Source organism: Bacillus mycoides, from assembly GCF_018742245.1.
Taxonomy (GTDB): Bacteria; Bacillota; Bacilli; order Bacillales; family Bacillaceae_G; genus Bacillus_A; species Bacillus_A cereus_U.
The window spans coordinates 360,908-379,148 of sequence record NZ_CP036132.1 but is presented as its reverse complement, the minus strand read 5'-3'; the positions used below and the strand labels follow the sequence as shown (position 1 = coordinate 379,148).

Sequence of the window (18,241 nt, the reverse complement as noted above, 5' to 3'; positions counted from 1 at the left end):
TAAACCAAAAAGCAGATGGTATAGATTTTTTCTATATCAACTGCTTTTTTATTATACCAACTTAAGCCAAGCCACACACTCTACATGAGTCGTATGCGGGAACATATCAACAGGCTGTACTTCCTGCGTTTTATATCCGCCTTCTTCTAGTACTTTTAAGTCGCGTGCTAATGTTGCTGGGTTACATGATACGTATACGACGCGTTTTGGCTTCATATCGATGATTGTGTTTAGTAATGCTTCATCACAGCCTTTACGCGGTGGGTCTACGACCATTGTGTCGGCAATTACGCCTTCTTTGTACCATTTCGGAATGACTACTTCTGCTTCTCCTACACCAAATTCAGCATTTGTCATGTTGTTTAGTGCTGCGTTTCGGTTTGCGTCTTCGATTGCTTCTGGAACGATTTCAACACCGTATACTTTTTTCGCTTTTTGCGCTAGGAATAAAGAGATTGATCCGATTCCGCAATATGCATCGATTACTGTTTCGTTACCATTTAATTTTGCGTATTCTAACGTTTTATCGTATAGCACTTTCGTTTGTTCTGGGTTTACTTGATAGAATGAACGTGCTGAAATCGCAAATTTAATGTCACCGATAAAGTCATAAATATATTCTGATCCGTACAGTACTGTCGTCTTATCTCCGAAAATAACGTTTGTACGTTTCGTGTTTACGTTTTGAACAATCGATTTTACTTCTGGGAATTTCGCTGCGATTTCTTCAATGATTGCTTCTTTATTTGGCAGTTCAGCTGTACGTGTAATGAAGACAAGCATAATTTCCCCTGTTACTTGTCCGTAGCGAGCCATTACGTGGCGAAGTGTTCCTTTGTTACGCTCTTCATTGTAAGCCGAGATACCGTGCTTTTCACAAATGCGTTTTACTTCTTGAATTAATGTATCGTTTTCTTCCGCCTGAATTAAGCATGATTCCATATTAATGATGTCATGCGTTCCTTGACGATAGAAACCAGCTACAAGTCCACCTTCGCGTTCTCCAATTGGTACTTGTGCTTTATTACGGTATACCCACGGGTTCTTCATGCCCAGTACAGGATGAACAGGAACATCGCTTAGTCCACCGATGCGCTGCATAACGTCACGTACTTGTTTTTCTTTCGCTTTTAATTGTCCTTCGTATGTTAAGTGCTGAAGTTGACAACCTCCGCACTCGTTGTACACGGGGCATTCTGCATCTTTACGATATGGACTTTCTTGATGAAGCTTCATTAAACGACCAAACGCGAAGTTTTTCTTCACTTTAATAATTTTAATTTGCGCTTCCTCACCTGGTAATCCGTTTTTTACGAAAATAGGATATCCCTTCACTTTCGCAACACCGGCACCATCGTGTGTTAAATCTTCAAACACTACATCTATAAACTCGTTTTTTTCAACTGGTGGCGTCATTTTTGTACTCATTTTCCGACCTCTCTTTTTCATAACACTGCGTTACATTTTATCATACTTATATGGTCTATTTCTATTGGAAGAAAAAAAGCTATTGACGATACTTCTCTAGTAATGTTACGCTACTACTAATTTAATACGGACGATGTTACCTCATATATAGTCGATAATATGGATCGAGAGTTTCTACCCGGCAACCTTAAATTGCTGGACTATGGGGAAAACTAATGAATATTAGCCTATGTATAAAAAAGACTCCTATTGATTAGCTTTCTCTTATAGATGAAAGTGAATCCATAGGGGTCTTTTTTTATTTTTCAAAAAGGTCAGACATCTTACGTATGACATGAAACCTCCATTACTTTATTTTTAGTAATATAACGAGCGTTTTATGTAAAAACTTTATACGAACTTCTGAAAGGGGCAACTACATGCAATATGTAATGAGCATTATCGGTATTCTTGTCGTTTTAGGTTTATGCTTTGCTTTGTCAAACAATAGAAGTAAAATCAACTTCCGTGCAATTGCTATTATGATTAGTTTCCAAATTTTAATCGGTTGGTTTATGTTTGGCACAAAGATCGGACAGCAAATTATCATCTTCATTAGTAAAGTTTTCAACAAACTAATTAAACTTGGTACGACAGGTGTCGATTTTCTCTTTAATGGAATTCAAAGAGATTTTGTCTTTTTCTTAAACGTATTACTAATTATCGTATTTTTCTCAGCACTACTTTCTATCTTTAGTTATTTAGGTGTTTTACCATTCATCGTTCGTATTGTCGGCGGTGCACTTTCAAAAATTACTGGTTTACCACGCGTTGAATCATTCCACGCAGTAAATTCTGTATTCTTCGGTTCAAGTGAAGCGTTAATCGTTATTAAAAACGATTTACAGCATTTTAATAAAAACCGTATGTTTATCATTTGTTGTTCAGCAATGAGCTCCGTTTCTGCTTCTGTTACAGCATCATACGTTATGATGTTAGATGCGAAATATGTATTAGCAGCTCTTCCGCTAAACTTATTCTCAAGCTTAATCGTTTGTTCGTTATTAACACCAGTTGATACGAAAAAAGAAGACGAAGTGATTCAAAAATTTGATAGAAGCTTATTCGGAGATAGCTTTATCGGCGCTATGATTAACGGTGCGCTTGATGGGTTAAAAGTAGCTGGTATCGTTGCCGCATTAATGATTGCCTTCATTGGTGTTATGGAAGTTGTAAACTACGTAATTAGCGCCGCTTCAGGTGCAATGGGATATGCTGTTACTTTACAACAAATCTTCGGTTATATACTTTCTCCATTCGCATTCTTAATGGGTATTCCAACTCAAGATATCATCCCAGCTGGTGGTATTATGGGTACGAAGATTGTCTTAAATGAATTCGTAGCAATCCTTGATTTAAAAGGCGCTGCTGCAACATTATCTCCACGTACAGTTGGAATCGTTACAGTATTCTTAATTAGCTTCGCAAGTATTAGCCAAATTGGTGCGATTGTTGGTACAATCCGTGCCCTTTCTGAAAAACAAGGAAGCATCGTATCTAAATTTGGTTGGAAAATGCTATTTGCATCAACACTTGCTTCTATTTTATCTGCAACAATCGCTGGATTGTTTATTTAATAAAAAATCACCTTACTCTTTTAAGTAAGGTGATTTTTTTGATTCTTTATGAAATAGAACGGAATTCAATTACTTCCTCTTTACTAATAAGCTTTCCTTCGTGTATACCTTTTACTGAAATATCAATAATGGATTTATCCTCTCCTTCAAGCTTACCCAAAGAAAATATATAAATTAAATTTCGTTCTTTTAGCATCCATTGCTTGCCATGCCAGGGCCCCGTTATCTTTTGTTCCAAAGATGTTTTTTCTTCTCCAACATACTGACATTCTCCAAACGAAGTTTTTACTATATTTTCCTCAGTATCAATTACTATATTTCGAAATAGCTCTAAGTTTTTACTTGAAACAATTTCTATCTCATGGTTACTTTTTTGCTTAAATTGAAGTTTTCCGTCACTTGTATTAGATAAACTACTATTCTCAACGGCGTTCCTAAAGAAGTTATATTCTTCTTCCGTAACACCAAAATTCGGATGATACGGCTTCACCTGTTTATCTATGTACCCTGATATATATTTTACATACCATTCTCTATCATTTTCCACATGCTCTCTCATTTTTTTAGTAATAGCCTCTACTTTTTTACGGGTATCACGATCCATCTCAATCGTCATAATATCCGCCGTCACTTCCGCATTCATAAGATGCGGTGGAATATACTCTTCCACACTATTCGCTTTACTCGCTTCACTTTGACAACCGACTATGAATAGCGATATGAGAAGGATATATACTATTTTTTTATATTTCATTTCTATTCTCCACTCCATACATCATTCTTACTTAAATTTATAGCGGTTTTATTATAGTCCAAAACCCTTATATTTTAATATAAACTACTCTACATATGCAAAATTGCATATTAATAAACCTTTCTCTTACTTTAAAATTAACTTAAATCATTTACCAAAATATACAAATTACAAATGAACAATGTTATAATTTGTAAAAAAATACATTGGAGGATATTATGAAAGCCCACGCCCTTTTCGACTTCTTATATTTACTAGTTTTAAGCATGAAAAGCTATTATGTATGGGGAATACCTATCTATGTCTTTATTATTCCTCTCATTTTTGTAGTAGGTTATATTATTATCAATTCCAATAAGAAACGAAAGAATACATCGATTCAAAGTCATTAATCTATCGCCCTAATAGCTCCTCCTAAAAATCATATTCCCCTCATTTTCTTCAAATGATATGATGAACAAGGGTATATCCCCACCTCTCTTATAGCGGTGGGGATTTTAATGTAAGTATGCAACATAATACACAATAGAAGGTGATTCCATGAGAAAATACGCAGCGATTGCTTTATGTACGTCTGCCATTCTAGCAGGCTGTAATACAAATAATGCTAGCCCAGAACCTGCAAAAGAGAAAAAGGTACAAGAAGTAAAAAAACAAGAAGAGACTGTACAAATACAAGGTAAAATTTCTTATAATCCAGTTACGCACGAATCTACAAACACAGCTATTCATATAACAGATATAAAAGATGCTTTAACTGAAGTACAATATAAAATTTGGCGCACTGCTGATGGAAAGGAAAGTGCTAAATCTTTTTCTTCTAAAGAGAAAGATCAACAATTTACACTTCCCTTTGATATAAAAGAATTTGAAGGAAAACGCGGTGAATATCAAATTGAAGCAACAGGAACAACAGAGGGCGGAAAAGCTATTCCACTTACGAAATCTACTATTACTTTCGAGCAAAAAGTTCCTGTTCTTATGTACCACGCAATTGATGATTATCATGGACAAGGTATTAAAGATTTATTCGTATCACCCGCTAACTTTGAAGCACAAATGAAGTATTTAAAAGACAATGGTTATACATTATTAACATTTGAACGCTGGGGCGATATTAATAAAGTAAACAAGCCGGTTTTCGTTACATTTGATGACGGTATGAAAAATAATATGAATGCATTTCGCATTTTACAAAAACTAAAAGATGATACTTTTAAACCAGCAGCAACAGAATATATGATTGTTGATAACGTTGATGTAGAAGGCGCCCTTTCTACATCTGAAATAAAAGAAATGGTTGATTCAGGTATTTTTTCTGTACAATCTCATACAGCGACACATGCAAACTTGCCAAAAATTACAAACTATGACGAAGAGTTAAAAGGATCAAAAGAAAAGCTAGAGAAAATAACAGGTAAGCCTGTTATCGCAATTGCTTATCCATTCGGTCATGTAGACGATAAAGTTGTCGCAGAAACAAAGAAATACTATCAATTTGCAACAACAACGAAGCCTGGACAATTCATTACGAAGGGTGAACCTGATGAGTTGTTAAAAATGAAGCGTGTTCGCATACACCATACAACGACTGTAGAACAATTTGCTTCTTCGATTAAATAACGTAAAAAGAGAGCTCAATACATTTTGAGCTCTCTTTTTACGTTATATTTATATATATTTTTAGAATTTTCTTGTATTATATATAGTAAGAAATCTTTCAAACTAAAGGAGATTATACATATGTCATTTGAACAAACGTTAGAGAAGTATGCTGCCCTTGCAGTCAATGTTGGTGTTAATATTCAGCCCGGACAAACTTTATCAATTAGTGCACCTCTTGAGGCTGTACAGTTTGTACGCCTCGTTACAGAAAAAGCATATCAATCTGGTGCAAAACACGTATATGTTGATTGGAATGATGAGACGTTAACACGCTTAAAATTCGATCTAGCTCCTGAAGAAGCTTTCTCCGAATTCCCTTCTTGGAAAGCACATGCTCGTGAAGAATTAGCAAAAGAAGGCGCTGCATTTATGTCCATCTATGCAGAGAATCCTGATCTATTAAAAGGTGTAGAACCAAAGAAAATTGCAACAGCTCATAAAGTAGCTGGAGAAGCGATGAAAGTATACCGTGATTATGTACAAGCAGATAAAGTAAGCTGGTGCGTAATTTCTGTTCCTACGAAAGAATGGGCTGCAAAAGTATTCCCTGATGTAGCGCCTGAAGAACAAGAAGCAAAACTATGGGATGCTATCTTCAAAGCAACTCGTGCTGATTTAGAAAATCCTGTGGAAGCATGGAAAGAACATGATGAAACACTACATACAAAAGTGGATTACTTAAACGAAAAACATTATAAAGCTCTTCACTATACAGGCCCTGGAACAGACTTAACAATCGAACTTCCAGAGAAGCATGTATGGGCTGGTGCTGGTAGCTTAAATGAAAAGAACGTAGCCTTTATGGCTAACATTCCAACTGAAGAGGTATTTACAATGCCACTTAAAACAGGTGTGAACGGCCAAGTGTCTAGCACAAAACCGTTAGCATTTGCAGGTAACATTATTGACAACTTTACGTTAACATTTGAAAACGGACGTATCGTAGACTATAAAGCTGAATCTGGTGAAGAAGCTTTAAAACATTTAGTAGAAACAGATGAAGGTTCTCACTTCTTAGGCGAAGTAGCTTTAGTACCTCACGATTCACCAATTTCAAACACAAATATTTTATTCTACAATACGCTATTTGACGAAAATGCATCTTGCCACCTTGCAATTGGAAATGCTTATGCATTTAACTTAGATGGCGGGAAAACAATGTCTAAAGAAGAACTTGCTGAAAATGGTGCAAACGCTAGTATTACACACGAAGACTTCATGATTGGATCAGCTGAGCTTGATATCGACGGTATTACAGCTGATGGAAGACATGAGCCGATTTTCCGTAAAGGTAACTGGGCGTTTTAAGTTAACCATTATAAAAACACATTGGATTACCCAATGTGTTTTTTATTTGTTTGGCTTCAATTCAAATTTTATTGTTCTATTTTCATGCGTAAACTCAGGCCTATACGTAGCGATATACGTATTTTCTTTCGCTACGTCAAATAGCATGATATCTTGGATTTTTTCATCTGGTGCTAATTTTTTACTAATGAAGCTATCATAGTTATTATATTCTTTAAATCTTGTACCTTTCTTATCGGTAATCTCAAATTCATAAAATGCAAAAGGTATTTCTTTTTCACTATTATTTTCCACTTCGAAAACAATCCCCAAAATCTCCTCTTTCTTTTTACCCTCATCATAATCTGGATATCCTAATTGAACTGACTCGATAGTTACTTGCAGACCATCTACATCTACTGTCTCTCCTATTTTATAAACTTTATCTTGAACGTCCTCTTGTTTACTTTCATTACTATTTTCAGTCTCAGTACAAGCACTTAAACTAAAAGCTATGCCACAAATTAAAACAATTCGACTCACTTTTTTTAACATACTCTTCCCTCCGCATGAGACGAGATTTCATATATGTATCATAACAATACTCTTTGCTATTCCTTGTCATATTTTGTCACATGACATAGTAACCAAAAGAAAAAAGCTATCTTCTACAAAAGATAGCTTTCATGATGCCGATGACACTTTCAGTCCAATTACTCCTAAAACAATAAAGAGAATACAAAATGCTTGGAATAAATTAATATGCTCTTTAAAAAAGTACACACTAATAATCGTAATAAGAAGTGTCCCTAAGCCCGACCAAATCGCATAAGCAATACTTAAGTTAATCTTCTTTACGACGATAGCAAATATACTGAAACAAATACCGTAAAAGACAAAAATAAGTACACTTGGAACGAGCTTTGTTAAACCGTTCGATAGTTTCATCGCTATCGTTCCAGCTACTTCAAAAATAATTGTTACAAGTAATAATAGCCAATATACCATACTAGAATCTCCTTCTTTTTTAGCTTATGAAGATTCTAGTATACTACTTATAATCCTAACGAAATATATTTAATTTCTAAATATTCCTCGATGCCGAAATGGCCTCCTTCACGTCCGATACCACTTTCTTTAAAGCCACCAAATGGTGCTTGTGCAACTGATGGAAGGCCATCATTTAAACCGATAATACCGTACTCTAACGCTTCACTAATTTGGAATGCTTGACTAATATCTTTTGTAAAAATATAAGCAGCCAAGCCATATGGTGTATTATTTGCTCGCTCGATTACTTCTTCAACTGTTTTAAATTTCGCAACTGGTGCAACCGGTCCAAATGTTTCTTCATTCATACAAAGCATCGTGTCATTTGCCAATCCAATTACTGTTGGCTGAATGAAATAACCATCTAACTCTGCAAATTTATGGCCACCGTATAAAACTTCTCCGCCCTTTTGAATTGCATCTTCAATATGTTCTTGTACTTTCGAAACTGCATTCGCATCAATAAGTGGACCTACAGTTGTTCCTTCGCCGAATCCATCTCCAACTTTAAGCTGCTCTACAGCTTTTGTGAACTTTCCTGCAAATTCTTCGTACACTTCTTCTTGAACAAAGACGCGGTTTGTACATATACACGTTTGTCCTGCGTTACGGAATTTCGAACCAATTACCGCTTCTACCGCCTTATCTAAATCAGCATCATTCATAACAATAAATGGAGCGTGACCACCTAATTCAAGCGAAACCTTTTTCATCGTTTGCGCAGCGCTAGCCATTAATTCTTTTCCAATTTCAGTTGATCCTGTAAAGGAAACTTTTCGAACGCGCTCATCTTCCATCCACGTATCAGCAATTGCTTTTGCACTACCTGTTACAATATTTATTACACCTTTTGGAATGTCTGCTTCATGTGCTAATTCAACTAACTTCAATGCAGTTAATGGCGTTTGACTCGCTGGTTTCACAACTGCTGTACAGCCTGCTGCAAGTGCTGGAGCTACCTTTCTCGTAATCATAGCAGCTGGGAAGTTCCACGGTGTAATAGCTGCCATAACTCCAACTGGTTGCTTCATAACTAAAATACGCTTATTCGGGTGAGAAGCAGGAATCATTTCACCGTATATTCTCTTTCCTTCTTCTGCGTACCATTCAACAAAACTATTTGCATAATTCACTTCACCAAGCGCCTCTGCAAACGGCTTTCCTTGTTCTCTCGTCATGATTGCTGCAATTTCTTCTTTATTTTCATCAATGAGTGTGAACCACTTTTTTAACTTTACTGCACGATCTGCTGCCGTTAATTTTGACCATGATTTAAAAGCTTCATGTGCAGCATCAACCGCTTGCTTTGCCTCTGTAATCCCGCCCTTTGGTACAGTTGCAAATACTTCCTTTGTCGCTGGATTATTCACTTCGATTTGTTCTTGCAGTGTAATCCACTCACCATTTATATACATCGCCTTTTTCTCTAAGTTTACGAACGTCGCTTTTTTATCCAATGTTTTCTTCCTCCTCTATGAACTTCTTAATCTTCCTAGTGGCAGCAGATTGACTTATTTGCAAAAACTCAGCCACTTTATAACTTGATCCATACGTTTTATACGCTTTAAGAATAATATTTCTCTCTACCTCTTCCAACATTCTATAAAGACTTTGTCCGGATTGTTCAACCGTTGTCTCTTGCATAGATAGTGGCAAATCTTCTACCGTTACAAAATCATCAGCAGTGATAACAATTCGTTCAATTACATTTTCAATCTCTCTATTATTTCCTTCCCAAGGGTACCCTACAAACATTTGTAACGTACTAGGAGCTAACTTCACATCACGTCCGTACTTTTTATTAAAATGCTGTAAATAATGATAGATGAGCGGCAAAATGTCTTCTGTTCTATCCCGAAGTGGCGGAATTGAAATTGGAATGACATTCAGACGATAGTATAAATCTTTCCGAAATGTTCCTTGTTTCACCATCATACTTAAATCTCTATTTGTTGCCGCTACAATTCTAACATCCACCTTTTTTAATTCTCTTCCGCCTATAGGGCGAAACGTTTTTTCTTGCAATACTTGCAAAAGCTTCGCTTGAATTTCAAGCGGCATTTCACCAATTTCATCTAAGAAAAGGGTCCCTTTATGCGCTGATTCTAATAGCCCCTTTTTCCCTTCACGATTTGCACCTGTAAAAGACCCACCTGAATATCCAAAAAGCTCAGATTCGATTAAATTCGTCGGCAATGCCGCACAATTAATTTCATAGAAACTTTCATTCTTCCGGTGACTCACTTCATGCAAATGGCGTACTAATCGGCTTTTCCCCACTCCAGTCTCACCTAATACGAGAACTGTGCTATCTACCACAGATACTTTTTTTATTGTTTCGATTATTTTTTGCATAGCGATGCTTTTAAAAATAAGCCCTTCATGCTCATATGTTTCTCTTAATTCTTTCTTATATGTCTTTAGCTGATTATCCATTTCCTCTACCTTTTGACGTAATTGATAGAGTTCAGTAAGATCACGAGAATAACTAATCACTCTTCTTAAATTTCCCTCATCATCAAAAACAGGCCTTGTACGAACATGCAAATACTCTCCTGATTTCGTTGTTTGAACAAGTTCAACTGGCCTTTTCTTTTCAATTACTTCTAACGTTGCAGACGGATAAAAAATTCCTTCTTTCTGTAGTTCTTGTACATGCTTTCCTACTAATCCCTTAGCAGAGAGCTGGTAATGTCTTTCACACATACTATTTACACGTACAACGATTCCCTTATCATCCGTAACAAAAATTTCATCAAATGCATATTCAAATACATCTTGTAAATCCATCAACATTCGTTCCTTTTCTGCAACCATTCTAGCCACTCCCTACTTCAAATCCATCGATTCACTTTACTACCTTTATTATAAAATGAATTTTCTGCATTTTATATAGAGTCAGCTAGAATGTTTTCAATTTGTTATTTATACAAATCTATTTATATTTTTCAACACATAATTCGCTGCCTTGAAAAATACAGAATGCCATCGCAACCACACCCTCACTTTGTTTTAGCTTGGCATGGGGCAGGAAAAGGGCCTGACCGATTCTATGCATGGCCAGATGCTCTCTTCCGCCTAAAAAGAAAAGCTTTATGCCCTTTTTTAAGTTATCCCAATTCTTTATACACGAGCGATATTTGCTTGCTCATAACAAGCTAGCAATGATTCTTCAATTATTGTTAAACCTTCCTCAAGTTGCTCATCTGTAATAACTAATGGCATTAACACACGAATAACATTTCCATATGTTCCTGCTGATAGTAGAAGTAATCCGCGTTTATTTGCTTCTGCACATAAATTAGACGCTAATGTTTTATCAGGCGCTTTCGTCTTGCGATCTTGAACGAGCTCGAATGCACACATTGCCCCTAAGCCGCGCACATCACCGATGCAATTATATTTGTTTTTCATCTCTTGGAATCGGTTCATTACGACTTTCCCTAATTCTATCGCTCTATCATTTAATTTCTCTTTTTCTATTACATCAAGCACAGCTAATGCAGCCGCACATCCTAGTGGGCTTCCTGCATACGTTCCGCCAAGTTCCCCCGGTGCAGACTCATTCATAATTTCTTTACGCCCAATCACGCCGCTTATCGGTACACCAGCACCTAATGATTTAGATACCGTAATTAAATCTGGAACGACATCATAATGATCAATTGCAAAGTATTTTCCGGTACGACTAAAGCCTGTTTGAATTTCATCAGCTACAAATAAAATACCGTGCTCTGAACAAATACTGCGTACTTCTTGAACAAATTTCTTACTTGGAACAATAAATCCGCCTTCCCCTTGAACAGGCTCCATTACAACAGCTGCAATTGTTTCTGGCGCTACTTCTGATATGAAGAAGTTCTTAAACTCTTCAATGATAAAATCATCATACTGCTCTTCTGTTAACCCTTCTGGGCGACGGTATTCATATGGGAATGGCGCTTTATATACTTCTGGAGCAAATGGGCCAAATCCAAATTTATATGGTTTTACTTTACTTGTCATCGTCATTGTCATTAATGTACGCCCATGAAATCCTTTAGAAAATGCGATAATTCCAGGTCTCTTCGTATATTTACGAGCAATCTTCACTGCATTTTCAACCGCTTCTGCCCCACTGTTTAAAAACAGCACTTGTTTATCGAAATTACCTGGCGCTAATGCTGCCAGTTTTTCTGCCAATTCAATATATGGCTCATACATCATCACATTAAAACCAGTGTGAATATATTGATCTACTTGTTTATGAAGCGCTTCTTTAACAGTAGGATGACAATGTCCTACATTAATTGTCCCGATTGCTCCTGCGAAATCAATATACTGGTTTCCATCCACATCTGTTACGAGTGCACCATTTGCAGACTGTACAAATGTTGGAATACCATTACTTACTCCTTTTGGTACTATATTTTGGCGGCGTTCTAATAAAGACGCTGCTTTCGGCCCTGGAATTTGTTCATTTACTTTAGCAAATTTTTTTGTGTTCATTGTGTACCCCATCCTTTTTTATACAATGTTTTCTCTTTATATTGCAAGATGTGTGCCAACTCCCCATTTCTAGTATTCATCCCATTCTCTAAATATCTCGGCATAAAAAATAAGTCTATAAAGACTCATATAGAGTCCTTATAGACTTATCAATTCATACATTAGACTTTCCTTGTTTCCAAATAAACTCACCTGTATGAGAAATTAAATCTTCAACAGATTGTAATACTAAATCTGCAAGTGGTTCTAACGTTTGACGATCACCCGTACCAGATAGTACACCAATCGCATAACAATCGCCACCATTTTTCGCTAAATGTAAATCCGTCGGTGTATCCCCGACGACCGCTACTTCACATGTCTCTAAATTAAATCTCTCACAAAACGATTCTACAATTTTTTTATCTGGCTTCTGTGCTGGAAATGTATCTGAAGCTATAACACAATCAAAAAAATCTTCCAATTGATATTGCTTTAAAAATAATTCTGTCGGCGCGAAATCATCAGCTGTAACGACACCTAGAATAAATCCTCTATCCTTTAACGCTTGTAAAACTTTCGGTAAATCTGCCGTCATTCTCATATGTGAACGATGCTCGTACATAAGAGCAAACAACTTTTCACTCACCCATTGATGCATCTCTTCTTCTCTAGATGATGCAATATACTTACAAAGCCCCTTGGCCACATCAAGACTCGTTCCAGCAGCGATCGCACTACGAGGATGAACAAAGGCTCCGTCTACGCCAATCTCTTTTAATAAAGCCTGCTGCATTGATTCTGGTAATTGATATAAATTTATACATTCTGCAACGAGCTCTTCAGCTACTTTTATCCAAATCGAATGAAAATCCATTAATGTCCCATCTTTATCAAATAGTATTGCTTTTACCTTCTCCATAGCACCGATACGATAAACTTAACTAAATCTATACAATTCGATCAAATTTACACAAGTTAGTGCTTCATCGTGTTCTCGCAACCCCGAAGGGACGAGGGGTATAACACTCCACACGAGGCAGTATCGTTACCTCATATTATCAAGCATTTATTTTACCCATCTTGATAAATTTATCGAAGCATTTAAATCTCTATCGTGATGGCTATTGCATGGAACACAACGCCACTCACGTATTTTTAAACTCCACTGTCCTTCTGGTTGAACTGAATGGTCGTATTTTACTCCGCAACATGAGCAAATCTTGCTTGAGGCGAACCATTTATCAGCTTTTACATACTCAATGCCATACTTCTCGCACTTGTATGATAAACATTGAAAGAAGAAGTGTAATTTTTGAAATGAAAATGCTTTCGATAGTTTTTTGTTTTTTAACAGGTTTGAGATAGGTAAGTCTTCCACAACAATCCTCATTGGTTTGGTTTTCACCAATTTAGCTGTTGCTTGATGGATATGGTTATTTCGGATATTCGTAATTTTCCTAGATAACCGAAGGTGCTCAGTTTTAGCCTTTTCATATCCGGCAGACTGAATTTTTACACCTTTTTTAAATCTCCTAGACATATCTCTTTGCGCCGACTTTTTCCTTTTCAAAAGTTTTTTAACCTTGGCATCTTTGTTTATATTTCGTTCTTTCGTACCATTAGAAGCTACAAACAGCTCTTTTAAACCAACATCCACACCAATCGACTCATTGGTTAGTTCTTGTGATTCAAAGTCTTCTTGGAATCCTACACTAATCCACCAGTGACGACCATCAAATGTAACTCTTGGATTTGATGGTTTTTTGTTTCTTGGTAGTTGTTGGCCTGTTTTCACTTCTCCAATAGACTGAATATCAACTACTTTCTTTCCAATAATCAGTCTTTCATAATTGGCATAAAATCCTTGAATTAAATCTTTTTTGGATTTATAAGAAGTGTGATAACCATTTTTGTACTTTTTGAACGAATTTTTTCTCGCCTTGTCAAAATCTTTTGAAGCCTGTTTGGGAACTTGTGCGTTGATGTCATTTAACCACTCATATCTCTTTCGCTTCTTGATCTTTGTAAATCGTTTCTGTAAAGCTAACTGTGAAACAGATTTTCCAAATAACTTATAGTATCTATCACTCATTCTTTTACAATAGTTATAAGCGAATCTTGCAGCGCCAGCATGGTTTCTAAGCACTTTTTCTTGTTCAGGCGTTGGAATCAGTCTGACTTTCTTCGCCAATATCATCAGAATTTAACTCCTTTACTGTGCGATTATTCGGGCACTCACCTTTCAGATAATGAAAGATTTGTTCTTCTGAATAGTAGCGTGTTCCACCAGCATTCTCCTGAGACTACTCGGATGCAAACCTGTTAATTCTGATACTTGACTAACTCGTAAAAATTTCATTATTATTCTCACCTCATTGAATCCGCAACAGTACATACGTCCGATAAATTCAATAAAGTTTGATAGATTCAATAAAATTTATCTTGTTCAACTAAGGGCGCAATTCCTTAGCCAGTTCTCTTATGAACTTCTCATGTTTTCACATGAGCGCAGACTATATGTTTATCTACTTAAAGATAGAGGATTTTTCCACCACCATAGGCTTGTGATGTACTCTCGTCAGTTATACGAGATAGTCGTTGAACGTTCATCTTATCAATTTTGACTTAGATGATTCGAGGCGGAAGACCCATTGTTCTAGTGTTTAGGATTTAACCTTGCACCATCTGATTGATTTTTTCTGCTTTCGCGACATTCACGCTCGCTATTTCTAGCCACGTTGTAGTTCAATCAGCTTTAGGGATTGCCCGCAGTTAACCCTCACTACTAGCCAATCACTTGACTAGCAGGGCTTGCTGATATATTTAATTAACTTTAGTTATAAGTGGTTAAATAAATCGTAACAGTTAATTACCCTACCTCTCATTTCTTATCTCCTCCAGTGTATCAATAAAGTATGGATATAACATAAACGAATTGTAAAAATACCATAAAAATCAAACTAACTTCCAATTTACAATTCCTCTATATAATAAAAAGGATGCCTTTACAGGGCATCCTCTTGATGTTCAGGAACAAATAGTTCCAGACAATGATATATATTTTCAAATTCCATTGGTGCGTCTCCGCCATATTCACCATCTAAGTTGATCATTAATTTATCAGGGGAATGAACTTTAATACGATTCGCTTGTGTATATAGCACTTTCGGATTGTTAATATGTTCCCCACGCTGCGCTTGTGTTGCTGCTTTAATTAAATCAGCGATAGAACCTTTTTTCAGTACTAATAAATCAAATAATCCATCGTTAATAGATGCATATGGTGCTACTTTTTCGAATCCACCAACTGAACGAGTATTCGTAATTAAAAACATCGTAATTTCTTCTTGTAGCAGTTTCCCATCATACTCAATTTCAACATATGTTGGATGTAATGATGGTAACATTTCGATTCCTTTTAAATAGTAAGCAAGTTGGCCTAATACCGTTTTTAGCTTGCTTGGTACTTCATATGTTAATTCTGTAATACGGCCACCACCAGCGATATTAATGAAATATGTATCATTCGCTCTACCAAGATCTAACGGTACCGTTGTTCCTTCACAAATAATATCCGCAGCCTCTTCAATAACACGAGGTACACCGATCGCACGCGCAAAATCATTTGTCGTTCCAACTGGAATAATACCAAACTTTGGACGATGCTCATGTCCTACTAAACCGTTCACTACTTCATTTAATGTACCATCACCACCAGCTGCGATAACAACATCAAACTTACGATCAGCAGCTTGCCTCGCTGCCACAGTCGCATCTCCAGGACCAGTTGTCGCATGACAAGACGCTTCATATCCAGCTTGTTCTAATTTTTGTAATACTTCTGGTAAGCTCTTCTTAAATAGCTCGCGCCCAGAAGTAGGATTATAAATAATTCTTGCTCGCTTCATCATTTATTAGCACAGGAAATTCCTTATTCATTGAAAAACGAATACACCGAACCCTTATTCAGTATCCCTATGCCTACCTCCTCTCATCTTCCTATCCTTCTTTAATTCCGCTCAAACAGGCAGTAAGAACCCGATTCGTGTAGCCCATCAAAAGTAACTGTTCACTCCTGATAGTTTTGTTTTATTTAACCAAGAAATTTATCCCGCTATTTGCGGGCAGTAAAACTCCCACCTCAAAATTCGGCTGGGGCAAAGAAGTTAGGTTGGAGTCGGGCTGCCCGTAAATGCCCGATTCGTGAAGGCTAATAATCAGTGGGGGATGAACAAAACCACCACTGATTAAAGTTTCACTTTATGTCTATCCATTCTCTCACATCAATTTACATATAATGAATAATAATTATCTATTATTTCATGAGATGAAAAAAAACCTCTATGTCTAGATTTATCATTATTCCCACCTTTTTGCAACTATCATACCATAGTTGCTATAGAAACATTTTTTCACTTTTGACAGTTAATCAAACGTTTGTTTAAATTATTTTTCACCATTTAAACAAACGTTTGATTAACTCAGAAAAAACACCCAAATACGGGTGTTTTTTCTGTTTAATCTTTAAGAATCTATACTATTTTAGCGCTTATTAATCTCTTCAAGTAAGATTTTGTTAACAAGCGGTGGATTTGCTTGTCCTTTTGTAGCTTTCATAATTTGACCAACTAAGAAGCCAATTGCACGGTCTTTACCGTTTTTAAAGTCTTCAATAGATTGCTCATTATTATCAAGAATTTCTGTTACAACCTTACGAAGTGTTCCTTCGTCAGAAATTTGAACAAGCCCTTTCGCTTTAACGATTTCTTCTGGGTCTCCACCTTTTTCAATTAATTCGTTAAATACTTTCTTCGCGATTTTAGAAGAAATTGTACCTTTTTCAATTAATTGAACCATTTTAGATAAACCAGCAGGCGTTAACGCAACGTCTTTTAATTCTTTTTGTTGTTTGTTTAAGTATGCAAGTACTTCACCCATTAACCAGTTTGATGTTAATTTCGCATCAGCACCATCTACAATTGTTGCTTCAAAGAAATCAGACATCTCTTTCGTTAATGTCAATACGTGTGCATCATAAACCGGTAAGCCAATTTCTTCAACATAGCGAGCTTTACGTACATCTGGAAGTTCTGGAATAGAAGCACGAATTTCTTCTTTCCACTCATCGTCGATGTAAAGCTCAACTAAGTCTGGCTCTGGGAAGTAACGGTAATCGTCAGATCCTTCTTTTATACGCATTAAGATTGTTTTCTTCGTTGCTTCATCATAACGACGTGTTTCTTGTTGGATGATACCGCCAGATAATAATTCTTTCTCTTGGCGCACTTGCTCATGCTCAAGACCTTTTTGCACGTAAGTGAAAGAGTTTAAGTTTTTCAGTTCTGCTTTTGTACCGAACTTCTCTTGTCCAACTGGACGAAGTGAAATATTCGCATCACAACGAAGAGAACCTTCTTCCATCTTACAATCAGATACACCTGTATATTGAATGATTGATTTTAACTTCTCTAAGTACGCATATGCTTCTTCTGGAGTACGCATATCTGGCTCAGATACGATCTCGATTAAAGGCATACCTTGACGGTTGTAATCTACTAATGAACCTTCAGCTGTATGCGTTGATTTACCAGCATCTTCTTCTAAATGAAGACGTGTAATACCGATACGTTTCTTTTTACCGTCTACTTCGATTTCAATCCAACCATTTTCACCAATTGGCTTATCAAATTGAGAGATTTGGTAAGCTTTCGGATTATCTGGGTAGAAATAGTTTTTACGGTCGAACTTCGTTTCCGTTGCGATTTCACAGTTTAATGCCATTGCAGCTTTCATTGCAAAGTTAACTGCTTCCTTATTTAAAGTAGGAAGTACCCCTGGGTATCCTAAGTCAATTACACTTGTTTGTGTATTTGGCTCCGCTCCGAATTCTGTTGGACTCGCAGAGAAAATCTTCGAATTTGTTTTTAACTCAACGTGAACCTCTAAACCAATAATTGTTTCTAAATTCATC

General features: G+C 36.5%; 14 protein-coding genes and 1 riboswitch. Of the genes, 3 read left to right on the top strand and 11 right to left on the bottom strand.

What is annotated here, in order from left to right; genetic code table 11:
* Nucleotides 1-51: 51 nt before the first annotated feature.
* On the bottom strand, nt 52-1,428 hold the full coding sequence (rlmD, locus tag EXW56_RS01970; RefSeq protein ID WP_070169797.1) for a 23S rRNA (uracil(1939)-C(5))-methyltransferase RlmD: 1,377 nt from the start codon (nt 1,426-1,428) through the stop codon (nt 52-54).
* Nucleotides 1,429-1,549: 121 nt separating this feature from the next.
* Nucleotides 1,550-1,651: riboswitch (purine riboswitch) on the top strand.
* A 196-nt stretch (nt 1,652-1,847) separates the two neighbouring features.
* On the opposite strand from rlmD, the gene EXW56_RS01965 reads away from it, so the two are divergent.
* The gene (locus tag EXW56_RS01965; RefSeq protein ID WP_002201948.1) at nt 1,848-3,044 is read left to right on the top strand and encodes a NupC/NupG family nucleoside CNT transporter; all 1,197 of its coding nucleotides are present in this window, start codon (nt 1,848-1,850) and stop codon (nt 3,042-3,044) included.
* A gap of 46 nt (nt 3,045-3,090) precedes the next feature.
* On the opposite strand, the gene EXW56_RS01960 is transcribed toward EXW56_RS01965, so the two are convergent.
* Nucleotides 3,091-3,798 carry a hypothetical protein gene (locus tag EXW56_RS01960; protein ID WP_098988241.1) on the bottom strand — a complete coding sequence of 236 codons (708 nt, stop codon included), beginning with the start codon at nt 3,796-3,798 and terminating at the stop codon, nt 3,091-3,093.
* Between the two features lie 540 nt (nt 3,799-4,338).
* Between EXW56_RS01960 and EXW56_RS01955 the strand changes: the two genes are divergently transcribed.
* A complete protein-coding gene (locus tag EXW56_RS01955; RefSeq protein ID WP_215597146.1) occupies nt 4,339-5,421 on the top strand; it encodes a polysaccharide deacetylase family protein in 1,083 nt (360 codons plus the stop codon).
* Nucleotides 5,422-5,541: 120 nt separating this feature from the next.
* Nucleotides 5,542-6,771 (top strand): aminopeptidase, encoded by a 1,230-nt coding sequence (locus EXW56_RS01950; protein ID WP_098988239.1) that lies wholly within the window; start codon nt 5,542-5,544, stop codon nt 6,769-6,771.
* Nucleotides 6,772-6,813: 42 nt separating this feature from the next.
* Here EXW56_RS01950 and EXW56_RS01945 read toward each other — a convergent pair whose 3' ends face one another.
* The 9 genes from EXW56_RS01945 to gatB all read right to left on the bottom strand — a co-directional run bounded on the left by EXW56_RS01945 (nt 6,814) and on the right by gatB (nt 18,240).
* Nucleotides 6,814-7,305 carry a DUF4352 domain-containing protein gene (locus EXW56_RS01945; protein ID WP_098988238.1) on the bottom strand — a complete coding sequence of 164 codons (492 nt, stop codon included), beginning with the start codon at nt 7,303-7,305 and terminating at the stop codon, nt 6,814-6,816.
* 129 nt (nt 7,306-7,434) lie between these two features.
* Nucleotides 7,435-7,758: a DMT family transporter gene (locus tag EXW56_RS01940; protein ID WP_002113527.1), complete on the bottom strand. Its 324-nt coding sequence runs from the start codon at nt 7,756-7,758 to the stop codon at nt 7,435-7,437.
* 47 nt (nt 7,759-7,805) lie between these two features.
* Nucleotides 7,806-9,257 (bottom strand): NADP-dependent succinate-semialdehyde dehydrogenase, encoded by a 1,452-nt coding sequence (gene gabD / locus EXW56_RS01935; RefSeq protein ID WP_002159479.1) that lies wholly within the window; start codon nt 9,255-9,257, stop codon nt 7,806-7,808.
* A complete protein-coding gene (locus tag EXW56_RS01930) occupies nt 9,250-10,617 on the bottom strand; it encodes a sigma-54 interaction domain-containing protein (RefSeq protein WP_098988237.1) in 1,368 nt (455 codons plus the stop codon). Before EXW56_RS01930 ends, gabD begins: the two co-directional genes overlap by 8 nt.
* A 306-nt stretch (nt 10,618-10,923) precedes the next feature.
* Nucleotides 10,924-12,288, bottom strand: coding sequence for a 4-aminobutyrate--2-oxoglutarate transaminase (gene gabT / locus EXW56_RS01925; RefSeq protein WP_002113513.1), 1,365 nt, complete (start codon nt 12,286-12,288; stop codon nt 10,924-10,926).
* Nucleotides 12,289-12,442: 154 nt separating this feature from the next.
* Nucleotides 12,443-13,189, bottom strand: coding sequence for an HAD family hydrolase (locus tag EXW56_RS01920; RefSeq protein WP_002159482.1), 747 nt, complete (start codon nt 13,187-13,189; stop codon nt 12,443-12,445).
* A 147-nt stretch (nt 13,190-13,336) separates the two neighbouring features.
* Nucleotides 13,337-14,467, bottom strand: a complete 1,131-nt coding sequence (locus EXW56_RS01915; RefSeq protein ID WP_215557845.1) for an RNA-guided endonuclease InsQ/TnpB family protein — start codon at nt 14,465-14,467, stop codon at nt 13,337-13,339.
* Between the two features lie 808 nt (nt 14,468-15,275).
* Nucleotides 15,276-16,181: a diacylglycerol kinase gene (locus EXW56_RS01910; protein ID WP_002010051.1), complete on the bottom strand. Its 906-nt coding sequence runs from the start codon at nt 16,179-16,181 to the stop codon at nt 15,276-15,278.
* Between the two features lie 631 nt (nt 16,182-16,812).
* Nucleotides 16,813-18,240: an Asp-tRNA(Asn)/Glu-tRNA(Gln) amidotransferase subunit GatB gene (gene gatB, locus EXW56_RS01905; RefSeq protein WP_002113506.1), complete on the bottom strand. Its 1,428-nt coding sequence runs from the start codon at nt 18,238-18,240 to the stop codon at nt 16,813-16,815.
* Nucleotide 18,241 lies beyond the last annotated feature (1 nt).